The following is a 16,613-nucleotide window of genomic DNA, read 5'->3' on the forward strand; positions in this document are numbered from 1 at the left end:
CGGGGCGAGCTTCGTCACAGGCCGCATCGGTCTACCCTGATAGAGCGATGACCTATCTCGACCATGCGGCAACGACTCCGATGCTGCCCGAAGCCATTGCGGCGATGACTGAGGCTTTGTCCACCGTGGGCAACGCCTCCGCGCTGCATTCTTCGGGCCGTCGTGCTCGGCGGGCCGTCGAGGAAGCGCGCGAAGTGATCGCCGCCGCTCTGGGCGCGCGGCCCTCGGAGATTATCTTCACCGGCGGCGGTACGGAGAGTGACAACCTCGCGGTCAAGGGCATCTTCTGGGCTCGCCATGGCGAGGACTCGGCCCGGCGTCGCATCCTTTGCAGCACGGTCGAGCATCACGCGGTCCTCGACACTGTCGAGTGGCTTGAGCAGCACTCCGACGCCGAGATCACCTGGCTCGAAGTCGACGACCAGGGCCGGGTCTCGCCGGAAACGCTCCGCGCGGCGATTGAATCGGCACCGGAGACTGTCGCCCTGGCAACGGTGATGTGGGCGAACAACGAGGTCGGCACGGTCAATCCGGTCGCCGCCCTCGCCGCGGTCTGCAACGAGTACGGCATCCCCCTGCACACCGACGCCGTCCAGGCCGTCGGTGCAATTCCGGTCGACTTCACCGCATCCGGCGCAGCCGCACTCACGCTGACCGGTCACAAGCTTGGCGGCCCGTACGGCGTCGGTGCGCTGCTTCTTGACAGGGATACGTCATGTGTCCCGGTCCTCCACGGCGGTGGCCAGGAACGCAGCGTTCGTTCGGGCACTCTCGACGTCCCAGCGATTGCTGGCTTCGCCGCTGCTGTCCAAGCGGCGATCAGCGGCCGCGCAGAGTACGCCGACCGAGTTGAGAAGCTGCGCGACGAACTCGTCGCCGCGGTCTTGCGGGAGGTCCCGGACGCGATTCTTAATGGTCGCGACGGCGAGCGTTTGCCGAGCCACGCTCACTTCACCTTCCCCGGCTGCGCAGGCGACAGCCTGCTGATGCTTTTGGACGCCAAGGGCATCGAGTGCTCCACCGGCTCGGCATGCACCGCGGGTGTCGCGCAGCCAAGCCACGTCCTCCTGGCAATGGGGGCAGACGCCGCCGCGGCTCGCGGTTCGCTCCGATTCTCGCTTGGCCACACGTCGACACTGGACGACGTGCACACGCTGGCGCGCGAGATCGGTGGCGTCGTCACCCGTGCCCGACAGGCCGGCCTCGCCGGCATGCGCAAGCAGACCCAGAAGCAAGAGGTGTAAAGCAATGCGGGTACTGGCCGCAATGAGCGGAGGAGTCGACTCGGCCGTCGCCGCCGCGCGTGCAGTGGACGCCGGCCACGATGTCGTCGGAGTGCACCTGGCGCTTTCAGCTCAACCTGGCACGCTGCGGACAGGTTCCCGCGGCTGCTGCACCATCGAAGATTCACACGACGCTCGCCGGGCCGCGGATATCCTCGGTATCCCGTTCTACATCTGGGATTTCGCGGAGCGCTTCACCGAAGAGGTCGTTGAGACGTTTGTCGGCGAGTACGCCGCCGGACGTACGCCCAATCCTTGCGTGACTTGCAACGAGAAGATCAAGTTCGAGGCGCTGCTTGAGAAGGCGCTCGCTCTTGGCTTCGATGCTGTCGCGACCGGTCACTATGCGCGCCTGGCGACCGTTGACGGCGAATTGGAACTTCGCCGGAGCGCGGACGAAGGCAAGGATCAGTCGTACGTGCTGGCTTCCCTGCAGCCAGAGCAGCTGCGTCATGCGATGTTTCCGCTGGGCGACTCCTGGAAGTCGGATGTGCGTGCCGAGGCGGAGCAGCGCGGGCTTTCCGTCGCGCGGAAGCCGGACAGCCACGACATCTGCTTCATCCCGGATGGCGACACCAAGAAGTTCTTGGAGAAGCGACTCGGCGAACGTCCTGGCGAACTCGTCGATGCAGAGACCGGCGCGGTGCTTGGGCATCACACTGGCGTGCACGGGTTCACCGTCGGCCAGCGGAAGGGCCTCGGCATCGATGCGCCGGCCGCTGATGGGCGACCGCGGTATGTCCTTTCGCTTGAACCTGTTTCGGGCACGGTGAAGGTCGGGTCGTCGGCAGACCTCGGTGTCCACGCCATCGACGCGGACCGCCCGATCTGGCCGAGCGGACGAGCATTGGACGGGCCGACCGAATGCACCGTCCAGGTTCGCGCGCATGGGGGCATTGCCGATGCGGTCGCCGAAGTGGATGAAGACGGACGAGTCTCCATCCAACTGCGGGAGCCGCTGCGCGGTGTGGCACCTGGCCAGGTCGTTGTTCTTTATCGGCAAGACGACCAGGCCGGCGACCTTGTGCTCGGGAGTGCCAAGATTTCTGGCACGCGCTGATCTCTCTACGCGCCTAGGCGTTCCTCCTCAGGCTGTTCCGGCGTGGGCTGTGGATCGTGCAGTGGCGGAGGCGCGCTTTCAGCCGTCTCGCCCGTCGGAGTCGTGACGATCAGCTTCCCGTCCTGCATGACCTCATAGCTCCAGTCGGCTCGATTCTTGAGACGACGGTGACGTAGGCAGTAGCTCAAAGTCGAGTCCGCGTCCGCGGAATCGGGGCCGGTCGGCTCCGTGAGGCAGTTGTGCGCGGGCCGCGGGCAGCCGGGCTGTCGGCACTCACGGTCGCGGACCCGCACGAACTCCTCGACATCGATGTTCGGCCGATACCGGAACTTGCCGACCTCGATCACTTGCCCGGTCAGCGGGTCAGTGATGACCCGGCGGACGATCGTGTCGGGACCAGTCGCGATGTGGCGCGCGAGTTCGGCGGGGATATGACCGTGGCCGGCTAGCTCAGCGGGATTCTCGTTGAGGCCTAGATATGTCTTCAGATCGACATAGAGGTACACCTCGGTCTGCTCGGGAACGCCGCCCTTGCCGCTGAGCAGCAGATCGATCGCGACGTCAGCGCGCAGCTGGTCGAGGGTTCGCTTTTCGTCGCCCGTCTTGAGCGACCGAGCGATCTTGTCGACGCGGAGGTAGGCCGCTGCGGCTTTGTCCGTCGAGGCGTTGTCGATGGAGAACCGCGAGATTCCTTCGCTCTGGTGCTGCAGGATGACGCGACGCTCGGCTTTCCGCTGAGACAGTCGGTTCATCGCCCCATCTGGGTCGATTTTCGTTGCGGCGTAAGCGGTCGCCTTGCGGACTTGGGTCGGGTTCTTGTCTTCCAGCCGGTGTTCGAGCAGGTAGTCGACCATCCGCGCGTGGTGGTCGGACAGCTGGCTGGTGCCGTCGGTGACTTTCATGGCGCGGTAGAGATCGAACTTGCCCTGGTCCATCAGCCGGAAAGTTCGAGGCAGACGGTGGGCCAGAGCTTCGGCCGCGTGGATCATCGCTCCGGCTCGGGTATCGGTGATATGCAAGGCAATCGCGAGCTCGCACGCCAGTTCGTGCGGGTCTGATCTTCGTCTTCGCATGCCCGCCATGCAATGCAACTGCAACGCCTGCAAGCGGGCGATCTGCCGGTTCGCATCCTTCACTGCCGCTATCAACTGGTCTGGCTGCAAGCGATCGAAAAGGCTGAGGTTCGCGTGCATGGTTCGGAGCAGGAAGGCGAGGTCTGCGGTTTCGGTGGTGGTGGTGGTGGTCTGGCCGACGTGATCCGCCGGCGCGGTCGACTTGCTCATGATCGTCACGATACGCAGTTATTCGAGCACAGTCAGCTAAATTGCACGAGGGGACCCCTCGTGCAATCGCTTGGCTTCCGCGTGGCAACTCTGGCACGGTGAAGGCAGGGCTATCGAGCGTGCGGACGGTTGAAGCTGCGGGAGGGAGTGATCAGAGATGCAGCTTGAAACCCGTGTGACTCGCGACGAAGCCCAATCGTTCGTAGAAGCGGTGCGCTGCCGTCCTCGTTGTGTCCGAGGTGAGCTGGACCAGGTTGCAGCCGCGTCGTCGTGATTCGTCGATGGCCCACTGCACGAGTTGTGCGCCCATGCCCGAGCTGCGGTGATCGCGGTGCACGCGCGCGGCTTCGATTTGCCCGCGAAGTGCTCCGCGCCGCGCGAGACCGGGAATGATCGTCAGCTGAAGTGTGGCTACCGGTCGGTCGTTTGACGTTGCGACGACCAGTAGCTGATTTGGGTCTGCATCAATGGTTTTGAAAGCCTGCAGGTAGGGCTCGAGGTCGGCTGGCGAGTCGCGGGTTGCTCCCAGTTGGTCGTCCGCAAGCATCTGGACGATCGCTTCGACATCGTCGGCTCGAGCTCGTCTCACAGTGGTAGGAGGCACGGTAGTTCAGTATTCCAGTGGGTGAGCGTGGGATGGTCGACCGCTACGTGGTCTTGTAGCGGCGAATGCCGTCGACTTCTTCGGCCGTGAGCTTGTTCTGTGAGACCAGCAGATCCAGGTGTGCGCCGGTTTCCAGGACGGCGAGCATCTGATTGAAGGCGTCCATTTCGGACAGTTTGCGGCCGCGGCGGGTCCAGCCGAGGCGGTTGGCGGCTTCGAAAGCGGTGCTTGCCCCTGCTTCGATCTGGGCCGCCATCGTGTCGAGACGTTGCCGGTGGTGTTCGAGAAGTTCGTCGACGCGGGCATGCACGCTGTCGGTGACTGGGCCATGAGCCGGCAGCATTCGCCGGTCCGGCATGCCTCGAACGAGACGGAGGGAGTCGAGATAGTCGTTCAGCGGCAACTCAGCCGGAACTGGCTGGAAGCCGATCGACGGAGTGATGTGCGGGAGCACGTGGTCGCCGGAGAACAACAGGTTTGCTGCGCCGTCGACGAAAACCACATGTCCGTTGGTGTGCCCTGGGGTGTGGACTACGTCGAACTCACGGTCGGGCAGCACCGCTCGCCGGCCGGGCGTCAGCCATTCGTCCGGCTCTTCCCAAAGATTCGCCTCGGTGTGGCGAGGTTCCGAACCGAACAGCTTGCTGAGCGCGGTGATGACCTCTTGTCCGTCGCTGAGGCGAAGGAGATCGAGCTGGGCTTGCATGGGGAACTGGTTCGGGTTGGCGCTCGCGTCTAGTGACGGCTGCTCGAGCTTGCCGAGGGCGATCCGGTTGCCGAACTCCCGCCGAAGCGCGACTGCCTGTGTGTAGTGGTCGCGGTGGACGTGGGTGATGAGGAACTCGCGGACGTCGCCGAGTTCGGTGTCGATCGCCTTGAGCGCGTCGGCTAGCAACTGGCGAGATTCGGTGAGGGCCCATCCCGAGTCGACAAGCACGAGGTTCGTGCCGTCGGTGACGGCGTAGACGTTGACGGCGCGCAGGGCGTCGTTCGGGAGCGGCAAGGGGATCCGGTAGACGCCCGCGGCCACTTCGTAGACCCCGGGATCGGCCCAGTTCGAGTAACTGCCTTCGGGCAACGGCTCCACGGCGACCTCCGTCCAGGCGGGACCTCGGCGTCCCGGACTTTCCTTACATTGGGCCGTATTCCGGTCGCTGTCCACCTGGCGGGGCTGAGACACCGGTCACGTGATCAGCCGGATGGTGCGGTGAGCGCGAGGTCGATAGTCAACGTTGTCGCGATGAGCATGCTGGCCAGCGGCTCGGGGACCTGCTGCGGGATCTCTACGAGACAGGCGTTGCCGCTGAGCGGCGAAAGCTCCGGCGACGGAACTCCGACTCGGGCGACCTCTGCGCCGGCCGGGTCCTCGATCGTGACTTCCCAGCGTTGCCGGCCAGTGGCGATGACGGTGGCGATCGTCTTGCCTTCGGCGCGAAGGGTGAAACGGACGCGGCCTGCGTCGGTCGGGATGATTTCGCCGATTGGCGTTCCGTCCGCGCGGGTGACCACGAAGCGGGCCAACTGGTCCTTCGCGGGTTTCTCGACCTTGAGGACAGTGCTCTGGTTCGCGTCGCGGACCTCGAACCTGCGGCCGATGTGCTGACCGGATTTCCACAGATGCTGAATGACTCTGCGCAGAAAACTGGGCGTCGTGACGGCTACGTCGCCGATGTGGAGGCCGTGGCGGTCGAACACGCCGTACTCCTGGCCGACGGTGGTCGGCTTCGGCTCCCGGCTGACGTAAAGGACCGGCTCGGTGAAGAGGGTTCGCTCAAAGGAGCGGCTTGAAGCCCGGCGGCCCGGTGCGCCGGGCATGCTGCCCCGCCGCGGCTCCCGGGCGGATGCGTCACCGGGTGTTTTGCCGGGCGGTGGCGGGGCGGAGCTGGTCATGACGATCCAGACTAACGCGGTGACCGCGAATTCGGTGCAGGCAAAGGGATATGCGGCGAATGTCCGGCTATTGCCGCGCGGCTGGGTGAAGCTTGTCCACAGGGGCGGTGCGGACAGCACCCGCACGTTCCGCGACAATCCGGCCTGTGACTGAACGACCTTGGCCCGCGGGCGCGGCAACGGGAATCGGGTCTATGCCGGGGACCGATCCCGTCGAGGCCGCTGCCGTGGTGTTCGGAGAGCTTCCCGGCTTCCCGTATGTGCCCGAATTGCCGGCTCGTGGCGTCGGTGCCGACCTGGTCGGCCGGACCGCGGCGTTGCTCGTCGACCTGGCGATCGAGGTTGTGCCCAGCGGTTACCGCGTGGCCGGGCGGCCCGGTCACGAGCATCGTCGCGGGCGTGACCTGCTCCAGTGGGACCTCGACGCCGTCCAAGCTGCCCGCGAGAACGCTGGCGCGCCGGCCGTTCTCAAGACCCAGATCGCTGGGCCGTGGACGCTCGGCGCGGGGATCGAGCTTGCCCGCGGACACCGGGTGCTCACTGACCGCGGGGCGTTGCGGGACTTCACCGCGTCACTCCTCGACGGGCTTGCCCAGCATGTCGCGGAGCTGACCGCGAGGACTGATGCACCGGTGGTCGTGCAGCTCGACGAGCCGTCGTTGCCTGCTGTTCGTGCCGGAAAACTGTCGACTCCGTCGGGTTACGGCAACGTGCCGGCGGTGCCTGAGCCTGAGGTTCGGGAGCTGCTTGCGACGACGATCGAACGGATCGGCGCGTTGACTGGGCAGCCAGTCATCGTCCACTGCTGCGCTCCGCGGCCGCCGATCGCGCTCCTCCGTGCCGCGGGTGCCGGGGCCATCGCGTTGGACGTCAGCCTGCTTGCCGGGGCGTCCGCCGAGCTCCTGGACGAGATTGGCGAGGCTTGGGACAGCGGTATCTCGTTCTTCTTGGGCCTCGTACCGGCTACGGACCCGGTGACGGCTCCCGGCCTGAAGGACCTCGCTTCGCCGGCGCTCAAGCTCGTGGACCGGCTGGGGTTCAACCGTTCAATCCTGGCCGAGCGTGCGGTTCCGACGCCGGCGTGTGGGCTGGCCGGTGCCACGAACGAGTGGATGCGCCGCGCGCTCGCTCTTAGTAGCGACCTGGGCAAAGGGTTCGTGGAGCCACCCGAGAACTGGTGATTTCGCGGACGCGCCGCTGCCGTGACGCGTACCGTGGCTGGCGAAGAGAAGCAACCGGGGGAATTTCGAATCATGCGCTTGTTCCGTCGTCGCCGCTCGGAAGCCGACACCGAGGCCGCGCCGCCAGATCCCCGTACGCCATGGCCTGAGCAGCAGGTGCCGTCTGACGCCGTCGCCGCGGCGGCTGCGTTCTGGGAAGGGTGGTACGACCTCCTGCCCGAAGTCAGTGCTGCGCTGGGCGAAGGCGAGCCGCATCGGGTCGAGCACGATCTGTGCGTGCTGGTCGAGGCGCTGCACCCGCGGCTGCACTTCTCGCTCGAACGCGGCCGGACCGCCATCTACGCGTTGGTCGTGAGCGGGCAGGAAGACCCGGAGCTGCGCCCGTACACCGACGCGTGGAAAGCGGCTGGACCGCCGGACGACGCGATCTGGGAGTACCACGATTCGGTGCCTCCGGTCCCGGACCCGACAGAGGTGACGGTGAACCTGGGCGAGCATCGGATCTCGCTGGCCGATGTCCGGGTTGTCGCGCAGGTGGACGATGGCGTGGTCGACGTCGCAGTCCATCATCCGGCGTTCGCGGAGCTGGACGAGGCTGCCCGCACCACGATGACGTTCCTGCCGCTCGACGCGACGTTAGGCGAGCGTCTGGCCGCCGAGAGGCTCCGCCGGGTCGAGACCGCCGAGGCGGTGCCGGAGGGCACGATCGATCTGCTGGAGTTCCGGGAGCTGGTCCGCGGACTGACGGAGCGACCGGACGAAAGTGTCGGTGCCTCCGGCTAGGCTCACCACCTGTGAGCAGCACCGACCTTCCCCAAGACCAGGCGGCCGTGGAGGCCGCCCAGGACGTGACCGACGTACCGGCCGACGTGCGCGAGCGGCACGGCGCGCTCGCCGAGGAGATCCGCGGCCATCAGTTCCGGTACTACGTGCTGGATTCGCCGATCGTCTCCGACGGCCAGTTCGACGCGCTCCTCAGCGATCTCCAGGAGATCGAGGACGAGTACCCGGCGCTGGTCACGCCGGATTCGCCGACCCAGAACGTCGGCGGCACGTTCTCCACCGAGTTCGTCGCGCACGACCACCTCGAGCGCATGCTGAGCCTGGACAACGTGTTCGACACCGAGGAGTTCCTCACCTGGGTCGAACGGGTCGAGAAGGAAATCGGGTCCACGGAGTACTTGGCCGAGCTGAAGATCGACGGGCTCGCCATCAACCTGCTCTACGAAAACGGCAAGCTCACCAGGGGCCTTACCCGCGGCGACGGGCGTACGGGCGAGGACGTCACGCTCAACATCCGCACCCTCGACCAGGTACCGGACCAGCTCACCGGCACCGACGAGTTCCCAGTGCCGAAGCTCGTCGAGGTGCGCGGCGAGGTCTACTTCCGCGTCGAGGACTTCCTTGAGCTGAACGCGAAGATGGTCGAGGCGGGCAAGTTGCCGTACGCGAATCCGCGCAACACCGCTGCCGGGTCGCTGCGGCAGAAGGACCCGAAAATCACCAGGGAGCGCCGGCTACGGCTGATCTGCCACGGTCTCGGCAAGCGCGATGGTTTCGAGCCGGTGACGCAGTCGCATGCTTACGACGCGTTGGCGGCGTGGGGGTTGCCGGTGTCGCCGCACACGCGAGTGCTGCGGACCGGCAAGGAGCTCACCGATCACATCGCCTATTGGGGTGAACATCGGCACGACGCCGAGCACGAGATCGACGGCGTGGTGATCAAGGTCGATCAGGTCGCTTTGCAGCGCCGGCTCGGCACCACGTCGCGTGCGCCGCGGTGGGCGATCGCGTACAAGTATCCGCCGGAAGAGGCGATCACGACGTTGCTCGACATCCAGGTCGGCGTCGGGCGCACAGGGCGGGTCACCCCGTTCGCCGTAACCGAGCCTGTGAAGGTCGCGGGCTCGACGGTCGCGCGGGCGACGCTGCACAACCAAGAAGAGGTCAAGCGCAAGGGCGTGCTGATCGGCGACCGGATCGTGATCCGCAAGGCCGGCGACGTGATTCCCGAGGTGCTCGGTCCCGTCGTCGACGCGCGGACCGGCGACGAGCGCGAATTCGTCATGCCCACCGAATGCCCGGAATGCGGCACGGAACTCGCCTATCAAAAGGAAGGCGACAAGGACATCCGGTGCCCGAACACCCGGTTCTGTCCTGCGCAGCTGCGGGAACGGCTGTTCCATCTCGCCGGTCGCGGTGCGTTCGACATCGAGGTGCTCGGGTACGAGGCGGCGGTTGCGCTGCTCGACGCCAGGGTGGTCGCTGACGAGGGCGACGTATTCGACCTCACCGAGGAGGCGCTCGCCGAGGTGGAGTTGTTCCGCACCAAGGCAGGCGACCTGTCGGCGAACGCGCGGAAGCTTCTGGCGAACCTCGATTCGGCGAAGGACCGTCCGCTGTGGAAAGTGATCGTCGCGCTGTCGATCCGGCATGTCGGGCCGACCGCGGCGCAGGCGCTCGCGCGCGAATTCGGTTCGTTGCAACGGATCGAGGACGCGAGCGAGGAGGAACTCGCGGACGTCGACGGCGTCGGCCCGACCATCGCGCACGCCGTGCAGGAATGGTTCGAGGTCGACTGGCACCGGGAAATCGTCGAAAAATGGCGACGGGCCGGGGTTCGGATGGAGGAAGAGCGCGACGAGTCCATCCCGCGGAATCTCGAGGGCCTGTCGATCGTGGTGACCGGTTCGCTGGACGGGTTTTCCCGTGACGAAGCGAAGGAAGTCATCATGGCGCGCGGCGGCAAAGCTGCGGGATCGGTGTCGAAGAAGACGGCGTTCGTTGTGGTGGGCGAAGCTCCGGGGGCGAAGTACGACAAGGCTGTGCAGTTGAAGGTGCCGGTGCTGGACGAGAACGGGTTCCGCGCGTTGCTGGAGCGCGGCCCGGAGGCGGCTGCGGAACTGGCGCTCGACACCGGTTCGGACGAGGAAGCTGAGGGCGGCGATGAGTGAGGTGGAGATCCGTCCGGCGCGGCCGGAGGAGTTTGAGGCGCTCGGCGAGGTGACCGTCGAGGCTTACCGGATCGAGGGATTCTTCGACACGGACGCGGCGTACGAGGCGAAACTCCGTGACGTGTCGGGGCGAGCGGAGCACGCCGAGCTGCTGGTCGCGGTAGATCCGGACGGAGAGGTCTTGGGCTCGGTCGCGATCGTTCAGCCCGGGAGCAAGCTGTCCGAGATTTCCCAGCCGGGTGAGCTGGAGTTCCGCATGCTGGCGGTCGCGGAGGCGGCGCGCGGGCGAGGGGTCGGGGAGGCGCTCACCCAGGCGGTGCTGACCCGTGGCCGGGAACTCGGCGTCGACCGGGTCGTGCTGAGCAGCCTCGACGTGATGCGGAAGGCGCACCGGCTCTACGAGCGGCTTGGGTTCCGGCGCTTGCCCGCGCGGGACTGGCATCCGCATCCGGGGGTCAACCTGATCGCCTACGAATACGGCTTCTGACCGCTCGTTCTCGCTGGTCAGGGACTTTTGCCGTTTTTTGGCGAAAGCGTTGGACGGGGTTCGCCGCCGGTTTTCGCCGTTGAGTGGCGACGGTTTGGCGAACCCCGCCTGGGCTTCCGTCGGGTACTGGTGAGCGCTTTGGCGGACCTGGCGGTGGGCGTCGGTCGGGCGGAAGTGGTCGAGGCTGTCGCTGGCGGACGGCTGTGCGTCGGCGCGTCTGTTTGGCGAGCTTCGACTGGGTACGGGTTGTAACGTCTGGATGTCTGGCTTCGACTCAAGCTGTCACGCGTGAAGTACCGACTCGTACCGAGGAAGCGTGAGCATGGCGAAATTCGTTCAAGCCGCAGTACCGGTCGTTGGCGTTGCCGCGTTTCTTGCTGTTGCGTGCAACGCGGCACCACAACCTGGTGGCACCTCGACGACGACAGTCACGAGCGAGACTGTGACCGCGACGGCGACCCAGTCCGCGACGGCAACCGTGAGCGCACCGGTCAGCACTGCGCAGCCGGCGACGATCAAAGTCCCTGACGTGTCCGGGATGAATCATCAGGACGCGCAGGACGCCATGCAGGCGGCTGGGCTGTACAACCTGCGCGAGGTCGATTCGTCCGGGAAGAAACGGATGATGATCATCGACCGGAACTGGTGCCAGACCGGGCAGGATCCCAAGCCCGGGACCGTGGTTTCCGCTGGCACAGTCGTCACCCTCTATGCCGACAAGTGCTGATCGCCGCAGCCAGGGGAGTCGGTAGGCGTTTCACCTTCATGAGGGAGATTGTCTGCACTTGAGGACGGCCGACGGCGGCTGAACTACAGTGCGACGAGGGGCCGAGTCGGGCTCGAATTTGTGCTGGCAACGACCTTTTACCGGCCGATTCGCCGATTATCGGCAACCAAGATCCGCCAGACGCTCCGCTCGGCCACCACCTTCAGGACACCTGACCCAAATCTCGGGTCACCCGTCCAGGACCACCGCGACGATCCCGGCGAAGTGCGCCAGCCGGGCGACCTCCGCAGCACGGAAGTTGGGCCCGCCCGGTCGCGCGACGAGCATCGCCTTCCCCGGCTTGCCCAGCGGAGTGGCGGCCAGTTCGGTGCCGAGCTCCTTCCACGTCTCCGGGACCCACGAATCCTCGCCGTCCAAGACGGTCGCACGTTCCAGCGGCAGCCACGGCAAGTCCGTGAACGGGTTCTCTGGCGCCGCGCTCGACGAAGCCAAGCGGCGAGGTCCCGATTCCGCGTGCTCGACGATCACCGCCCACCCGGCGCGGATGATCTTCGGCACACCTTCGGCGAGCAAATCCAGCCCGGCCTTCGGCTGTGCGGCGATCTCCTCGACCAGTTCGAGCTCGCGATGGGTGTCGAGGATGCCCGCGTACGGCCGCACCGCGTCGACCTCGACGCCTTCCACGCTCTCGGCCGCGGTGATCAGCGCGTCCGGGAGCCTGCCCGACGGGAGTTCGACCACCAGGTCGTCGATCGCGAGGCCGCCGCCGCGTTCCACCACGTCCACGCTCAGGATGTCGGCCCCGACCGTGCCGAGCGCGGTCGCGACCGCGCCGAGGGTGCCGGGGGAGTCCGGTAGCTGGACCCGGATCAGGAACGACACCACGCGCCCCTCTCGCCTCAGGCGTCCCAGCCCTGTCGTGGGACGCGCTTGCCGGGCGCCGATTGTGACAGACCGGGTACCCGCGGGGGCCCGCTGTCCGGCAAGCGGGACGCCCTGCCCGGCGCCCGCGGCCCGATAACCCGGTCGAACCGTCCGACGCCGTCACCATAGACTTGCAGCTTCCGAGAGCACCCGCACAGCACACCCCGGGAGTCACCCGCGTGCCCAACATTTCCCGAGACGAGATCGCACACCTCGCGAGGCTGGCCAGGCTGGCCGTGACCGACGACGAGCTGGACGTTTTCGCCGGCCAGCTCGATCAGATCCTGGACTCGGTCGCGAAGGTCAGCGAAGTCGCCGAGGAAGACGTCCCGCCGACCTCGCACGCCGTGCCGCTGACGAACGTCTTCCGCGAGGACACCGTCCGGCCCAGTCTCGAGCAGCAGGACGCGCTGGCCGCCGCGCCGGCCGCCGAGGACGGCCGGTTCCGGGTGCCGCGGATCCTGGGAGAAGAACAGTGAGCGAACTCGTCAAGCTGACCGCCGCCGAACTGGCGGCGAAGATCCACTCGCGCGAGGTGTCCGCCGTCGAGGTCGCGCAGGCGCACCTGGACCGGATCGCCGCGGTGGACGACCACGTGCACGCGTTCCTGCACGTCGACACGGAAGGCGCGCTCGGCGCGGCCAAGGCCGTCGACGAGCAGCTGGCCGCGGGAGAGCAGCCGGCGTCGCCGCTGGCGGGCGTCCCGCTGGCGCTGAAGGACGTGCTGACCACTAAGGGCGTCCCGACGACCTGCGGGTCCCGCACGCTCGAGGGATGGCTGCCGCCGTACGACGCGACCGTCACGCGCAAGCTGCGCGAAGCGGGCGTCGTGATCCTCGGCAAGACGAACATGGACGAGTTTGCGATGGGCTCCTCCACGGAGAACTCGGCGTACGGCCCGACGCACAACCCGTGGGACCACGCGCGCATCCCGGGTGGTTCGGGCGGTGGCTCCTCTGCGGCGATTTCGGCGTTCGAGGCGGCTCTCGCGATCGGTACGGACACCGGCGGCTCGATCCGCCAGCCCGGCGCTGTCACCGGCACTGTGGGCGTGAAGCCGACGTATGGCGGAGTGTCGCGCTACGGCCTCGTGGCGTTCTCGTCTTCGCTCGACCAGGCCGGGCCGTGCGCGCGTACGGTGCTTGACGCCGCGCTGCTGCACGAAGCGATCGCTGGCTACGACCCGATGGACTCGACGTCCATCAACGCACCGGTGCCGCCGGTTGTCGCCGCGGCGCGCGAAGGCGCGAAGGGCGACCTGTCCGGCGTACGCGTCGGCGTTGTGAAGGAGTTCGGCGGCGACGGCTACCAGGCAGGCGTGCTGCGCTCGTTCCAGGCTGCCGTGGAGCAGCTTCGCGCTCTCGGCGCCGAAGTGGTGGAGGTGTCGTGCCCGCACTTCACGTACGCGCTGCCTGCGTACTACCTGATCGCGCCGAGCGAAGCGTCGTCGAACCTCGCGCGCTTCGACGCGATGCGGTACGGCCTGCGCGTTTCGGACGACGGCGAACACAGCGCCGAAGAAGTGATGTCGCTGACCCGCGAGAAGGGCTTCGGCGCTGAAGTGAAGCGTCGCATCATGCTCGGCACGTACGCGCTTTCGTCGGGCTACTACGACGCGTACTACGGCTCCGCGCAGAAGGTGCGCACGCTCATCACGCGCGACTTCACGCAGGCCTTCGAGAAGGTCGACGTGCTCGTGTCGCCGACGACGCCGACCACGGCGTTCAAGCTCGGCGAGCGCGTGGACGACCCGATGGCGATGTACCTCGCCGACCTGTGCACCATCCCGTCGAACCTCGCGGGCAACGCCGCCATGAGCGTCCCGAGCGGACTGTCCGACGAGGACGGGCTGCCGGTCGGCCTGCAGATCATGGCCCCGGCGCTCGCCGACGACCGGCTGTACCGCGTCGGCGCCGCGTACGAGGCCGCGCGCGACGCCGCTGCCGGCGGCTCGCTCGTGCACCAGGCTCCGGAGCTGGGAGGAACGAAGTGACTGCCGTGGCCGAGTTGATGGACTACGCCGAGGTCATCGAGCGGTTCGACCCCGTACTCGGGCTCGAGGTCCACGTTGAGCTCAGCACGAACACGAAGATGTTCTGCGGCTGCGTCAACGAGTTCGGCGGCGAGCCGAACACCAAGACGTGCCCGACCTGTCTCGGCCTGCCCGGTTCGCTGCCTGCCGTGAACGGCAAGGCGGTCGAGGGCGCGATCCGGATCGGTCTCGCGCTCAACTGCGAGATCGCGGAGTGGTGCCGGTTCGCCCGGAAGAACTACTTCTACCCGGACATGCCGAAGAACTTCCAGACGTCGCAGTACGACGAGCCGATCGCGTTCGACGGCTACCTCGACGTGACGCTGGACGACGGCGAGGTCGTGCGCGTCGAGATCGAGCGCGCGCACATGGAGGAGGACACCGGCAAGTCGCTGCACATCGGCGGCGCGACCGGCCGGATCCACGGCGCCGAGCACTCGCTGCTCGACTACAACCGCGCCGGCGTGCCGCTGATCGAGATCGTCACCAAGCCGATCACCGGCACCGGCGAGCGGGCGCCCGAGGTGGCGCGCGCGTACGTCACCGCGCTGCGCGACCTGCTGCGGGCGCTCGACGTGTCCGACGTCCGCATGGACCAGGGCTCGCTGCGCTGCGACGCGAACGTGTCGCTGATGGCCAAGGACGCGACGGAATTCGGCACGCGCACCGAGACGAAGAACGTCAACTCGCTGCGCAGTGTCGAACGCGCGGTGCGGTACGAGATGACGCGCCAGGCGGCGATTCTCGCCGAAGGCGGGTCGATCCGGCAGGAGACGCGGCACTTCCAGGAGGCCGACGGCACCACGTCGTCCGGGCGCGCCAAGGAAACCGCGGAGGACTACCGGTACTTCCCGGAGCCCGACCTCGTGCCGATCGCGCCGTCGCGCGAGTGGGTCGAGGAACTGCGTGCGACGCTGCCGGAGATGCCCTGGGAGCGGCGCAAGCGGATCCAGGAAGAGTGGAAGCTCTCCGACGAGGCGCTGCGCGACCTGCTGAACGTCGGTGCTGTGGACCTCGTCGCGGCGACGGTCGAAGCAGGTGCGACGCCGGACGAGGCGCGCGGCTGGTGGGTCAACACGCTGGCGCAGGAAGCGAACACGCGCGAGGTCGAGCTTGCCGAACTGGCGATCACGCCGGCGCAGGTCGCCGAGGTGATCGGGCTCGTGTCCTCCGGGGAGCTGACGAACAAGCTCGCCAAGGAGGTCGTGCAGGGCGTTCTCGCGGGCGAGGGTTCGCCGCGCGAGGTCGTCGAGAAGCGCGGCCTGAAGGTCGTTTCCGACGATTCGGCGCTGCTCACCGCGGTCGACGAAGCTCTGGCCGCGCAGCCGGACATCGCCGACAAGATCCGCGGCGGCAAGGTCGCCGCGGCAGGCGCGATCGTCGGCGCGGTCATGAAGGCGACCAAGGGCCAGGCCGACGCCAAGCGGGTGCGCGAGCTGATCATCGAGCGCGTCGGTTCCTGAGTGGCTTTTTCGCTTCGACGCGTCACCTGGCGCGAGTGGCTCGGCCTGGCGGCCGGGCTGCTCGCGGCCGGGTCGACAGCCCTGCCCTGGACTGTGTTGTCGGCGGACACCGCGACGCCCGATGTCCGCGAGGCGTTTAAGACGTTGCCGCACAGCGACGTCGTGCGCACGGCGTGGAATTCGGATCTTTTCTCGTGGGGGCCGCCGTTGCTGCTGGCCGTGGTCGGCCTCGCGGTGGTCCTGTTCGGGCAGGTCACGAAGGCACGAGTGAGCGGGCTGCCGCAGTTGTGGCTGGTGGGCGGCTTGGCGACGGTTTTGCTGATGGTGATCGGCTGGACGACGCTGGACTGGGTGTTCGACAGCGATCAACGGGCGTTCCTGGACGCTGCGGGCGTGTCGATCTCGGGCGGGGTCGGACGGTATCTCGGGATGGCGTTCGCGGTCGGGTCGGTCGTGGTGGCGATCGTGGACATCCGGGCGGCTCGGGCGGAGAGCCGGGCTTCCCGTCGTCGCCGCTGAACGGCAACGCGGGTCGGTCCTGGCTGGGCTTCTGGCAGATTCGCCGCTCAGCGGCGACGGGGTTGAGTTCTCGTGGGCTGGCTTCGGGGGATTCGCCGCTGGCTGGCGACGGGTGCTCGGATCGGGAGTCGACGCTTAGCGGATGGGGCGTTGAGCGGCGACGCATGCTCAGCCGGGACGCGGGTTGGTGGATTCGCCGCCGAGTG

General features: G+C 67.2%; 16 protein-coding genes. 11 read left to right on the forward strand and 5 right to left on the reverse strand.

The features are described 5' to 3' along the window. Positions 1-47 precede the first annotated feature (47 nt). Together WA670_RS17090 and mnmA are read left to right on the forward strand one after the other, a co-directional pair. Entirely contained in the window at positions 48-1,244 is a 1,197-nt protein-coding gene (locus WA670_RS17090; RefSeq protein ID WP_037811811.1) for a cysteine desulfurase family protein, read from the forward strand. 4 nt (positions 1,245-1,248) lie between these two features. Beyond that, a complete protein-coding gene (gene mnmA / locus WA670_RS17095; protein ID WP_037811810.1) occupies positions 1,249-2,343 on the forward strand; it encodes a tRNA 2-thiouridine(34) synthase MnmA in 1,095 nt (364 codons plus the stop codon). 5 nt (positions 2,344-2,348) lie between these two features. On the opposite strand, the gene WA670_RS17100 is transcribed toward mnmA, so the two are convergent. The 4 genes from WA670_RS17100 to WA670_RS17115 all read right to left on the reverse strand — a co-directional run bounded on the left by WA670_RS17100 (position 2,349) and on the right by WA670_RS17115 (position 6,246). Next, positions 2,349-3,626 (reverse strand): DUF222 domain-containing protein, encoded by a 1,278-nt coding sequence (locus WA670_RS17100; RefSeq protein ID WP_167756504.1) that lies wholly within the window; start codon positions 3,624-3,626, stop codon positions 2,349-2,351. A 151-nt stretch (positions 3,627-3,777) separates the two neighbouring features. Next, positions 3,778-4,173, reverse strand: coding sequence for a GNAT family N-acetyltransferase (locus WA670_RS17105; protein WP_051728874.1), 396 nt, complete (start codon positions 4,171-4,173; stop codon positions 3,778-3,780). Between the two features lie 100 nt (positions 4,174-4,273). After that, positions 4,274-5,317, reverse strand: a complete 1,044-nt coding sequence (locus WA670_RS17110; protein ID WP_336158270.1) for an MBL fold metallo-hydrolase — start codon at positions 5,315-5,317, stop codon at positions 4,274-4,276. Positions 5,318-5,421: 104 nt separating this feature from the next. Continuing rightward, complete coding sequence (locus WA670_RS17115) at positions 5,422-6,246, reverse strand: hypothetical protein (RefSeq protein ID WP_336158263.1); 825 nt, start codon at positions 6,244-6,246, stop codon at positions 5,422-5,424. Between the two features lie 20 nt (positions 6,247-6,266). Between WA670_RS17115 and WA670_RS17120 the strand changes: the two genes are divergently transcribed. The 5 genes from WA670_RS17120 (at position 6,267) to WA670_RS17140 (ending at position 11,469) form a co-directional block, all read left to right on the forward strand. Next, complete coding sequence (locus WA670_RS17120; protein WP_336158264.1) at positions 6,267-7,301, forward strand: methionine synthase; 1,035 nt, start codon at positions 6,267-6,269, stop codon at positions 7,299-7,301. A 72-nt stretch (positions 7,302-7,373) separates the two neighbouring features. Beyond that, positions 7,374-8,084, forward strand: a complete 711-nt coding sequence (locus WA670_RS17125) for a hypothetical protein (RefSeq protein WP_037811798.1) — start codon at positions 7,374-7,376, stop codon at positions 8,082-8,084. An 11-nt stretch (positions 8,085-8,095) separates the two neighbouring features. Continuing rightward, on the forward strand, positions 8,096-10,255 hold the full coding sequence (gene ligA, locus WA670_RS17130; RefSeq protein WP_134727822.1) for an NAD-dependent DNA ligase LigA: 2,160 nt from the start codon (positions 8,096-8,098) through the stop codon (positions 10,253-10,255). Further along, the gene (locus WA670_RS17135) at positions 10,248-10,742 is read left to right on the forward strand and encodes a GNAT family N-acetyltransferase (protein WP_037811794.1); all 495 of its coding nucleotides are present in this window, start codon (positions 10,248-10,250) and stop codon (positions 10,740-10,742) included. Before ligA ends, WA670_RS17135 begins: the two co-directional genes overlap by 8 nt. Positions 10,743-11,064: 322 nt before the next feature. After that, positions 11,065-11,469: a PASTA domain-containing protein gene (locus tag WA670_RS17140; protein ID WP_037811792.1), complete on the forward strand. Its 405-nt coding sequence runs from the start codon at positions 11,065-11,067 to the stop codon at positions 11,467-11,469. 228 nt (positions 11,470-11,697) lie between these two features. Here WA670_RS17140 and WA670_RS17145 read toward each other — a convergent pair whose 3' ends face one another. After that, complete coding sequence (locus tag WA670_RS17145; RefSeq protein ID WP_037716711.1) at positions 11,698-12,351, reverse strand: amino acid-binding protein; 654 nt, start codon at positions 12,349-12,351, stop codon at positions 11,698-11,700. A 221-nt stretch (positions 12,352-12,572) separates the two neighbouring features. On the opposite strand from WA670_RS17145, the gene gatC reads away from it, so the two are divergent. The 4 genes from gatC to WA670_RS17165 are packed head-to-tail and all read left to right on the forward strand — an operon-like array spanning position 12,573 to position 16,407. After that, entirely contained in the window at positions 12,573-12,872 is a 300-nt protein-coding gene (gene gatC, locus WA670_RS17150) for an Asp-tRNA(Asn)/Glu-tRNA(Gln) amidotransferase subunit GatC (RefSeq protein ID WP_336158265.1), read from the forward strand. Further along, the gene (gatA, locus tag WA670_RS17155; RefSeq protein WP_037811788.1) at positions 12,869-14,386 is read left to right on the forward strand and encodes an Asp-tRNA(Asn)/Glu-tRNA(Gln) amidotransferase subunit GatA; all 1,518 of its coding nucleotides are present in this window, start codon (positions 12,869-12,871) and stop codon (positions 14,384-14,386) included. Before gatC ends, gatA begins: the two co-directional genes overlap by 4 nt. After that, positions 14,383-15,888 carry an Asp-tRNA(Asn)/Glu-tRNA(Gln) amidotransferase subunit GatB gene (gatB, locus tag WA670_RS17160; protein ID WP_037811785.1) on the forward strand — a complete coding sequence of 502 codons (1,506 nt, stop codon included), beginning with the start codon at positions 14,383-14,385 and terminating at the stop codon, positions 15,886-15,888. The genes gatA and gatB overlap by 4 nt, the downstream gene beginning before the upstream one ends. Next, the gene (locus tag WA670_RS17165) at positions 15,889-16,407 is read left to right on the forward strand and encodes a hypothetical protein (protein ID WP_037811783.1); all 519 of its coding nucleotides are present in this window, start codon (positions 15,889-15,891) and stop codon (positions 16,405-16,407) included. Positions 16,408-16,613 lie beyond the last annotated feature (206 nt).

Source organism: Amycolatopsis sp. VC5-11 (genome assembly GCF_037034185.1).
Classification (GTDB): Bacteria; Actinomycetota; Actinomycetes; order Mycobacteriales; family Pseudonocardiaceae; genus Amycolatopsis; species Amycolatopsis nivea.

Bases quoted from the DNA above. Each gene is read 5' to 3' on its own strand.
- mnmA (WP_037811810.1), top strand. From the start codon at position 1,249: ATGCGGGTACTGGCCGCAATGAGCGGAGGAGTCGACTCGGCCGTCGCC.
- WA670_RS17090 (WP_037811811.1), top strand. From the start codon at position 48: ATGACCTATCTCGACCATGCGGCAACGACTCCGATGCTGCCCGAAGCC.
- WA670_RS17140 (WP_037811792.1), top strand. From the start codon at position 11,065: ATGGCGAAATTCGTTCAAGCCGCAGTACCGGTCGTTGGCGTTGCCGCG.
- WA670_RS17135 (WP_037811794.1), top strand. From the start codon at position 10,248: ATGAGTGAGGTGGAGATCCGTCCGGCGCGGCCGGAGGAGTTTGAGGCG.
- WA670_RS17100 (WP_167756504.1), bottom strand. From the start codon at position 3,626: ATGAGCAAGTCGACCGCGCCGGCGGATCACGTCGGCCAGACCACCACC.
- WA670_RS17125 (WP_037811798.1), top strand. From the start codon at position 7,374: ATGCGCTTGTTCCGTCGTCGCCGCTCGGAAGCCGACACCGAGGCCGCG.
- WA670_RS17105 (WP_051728874.1), bottom strand. From the start codon at position 4,173: ATGCTTGCGGACGACCAACTGGGAGCAACCCGCGACTCGCCAGCCGAC.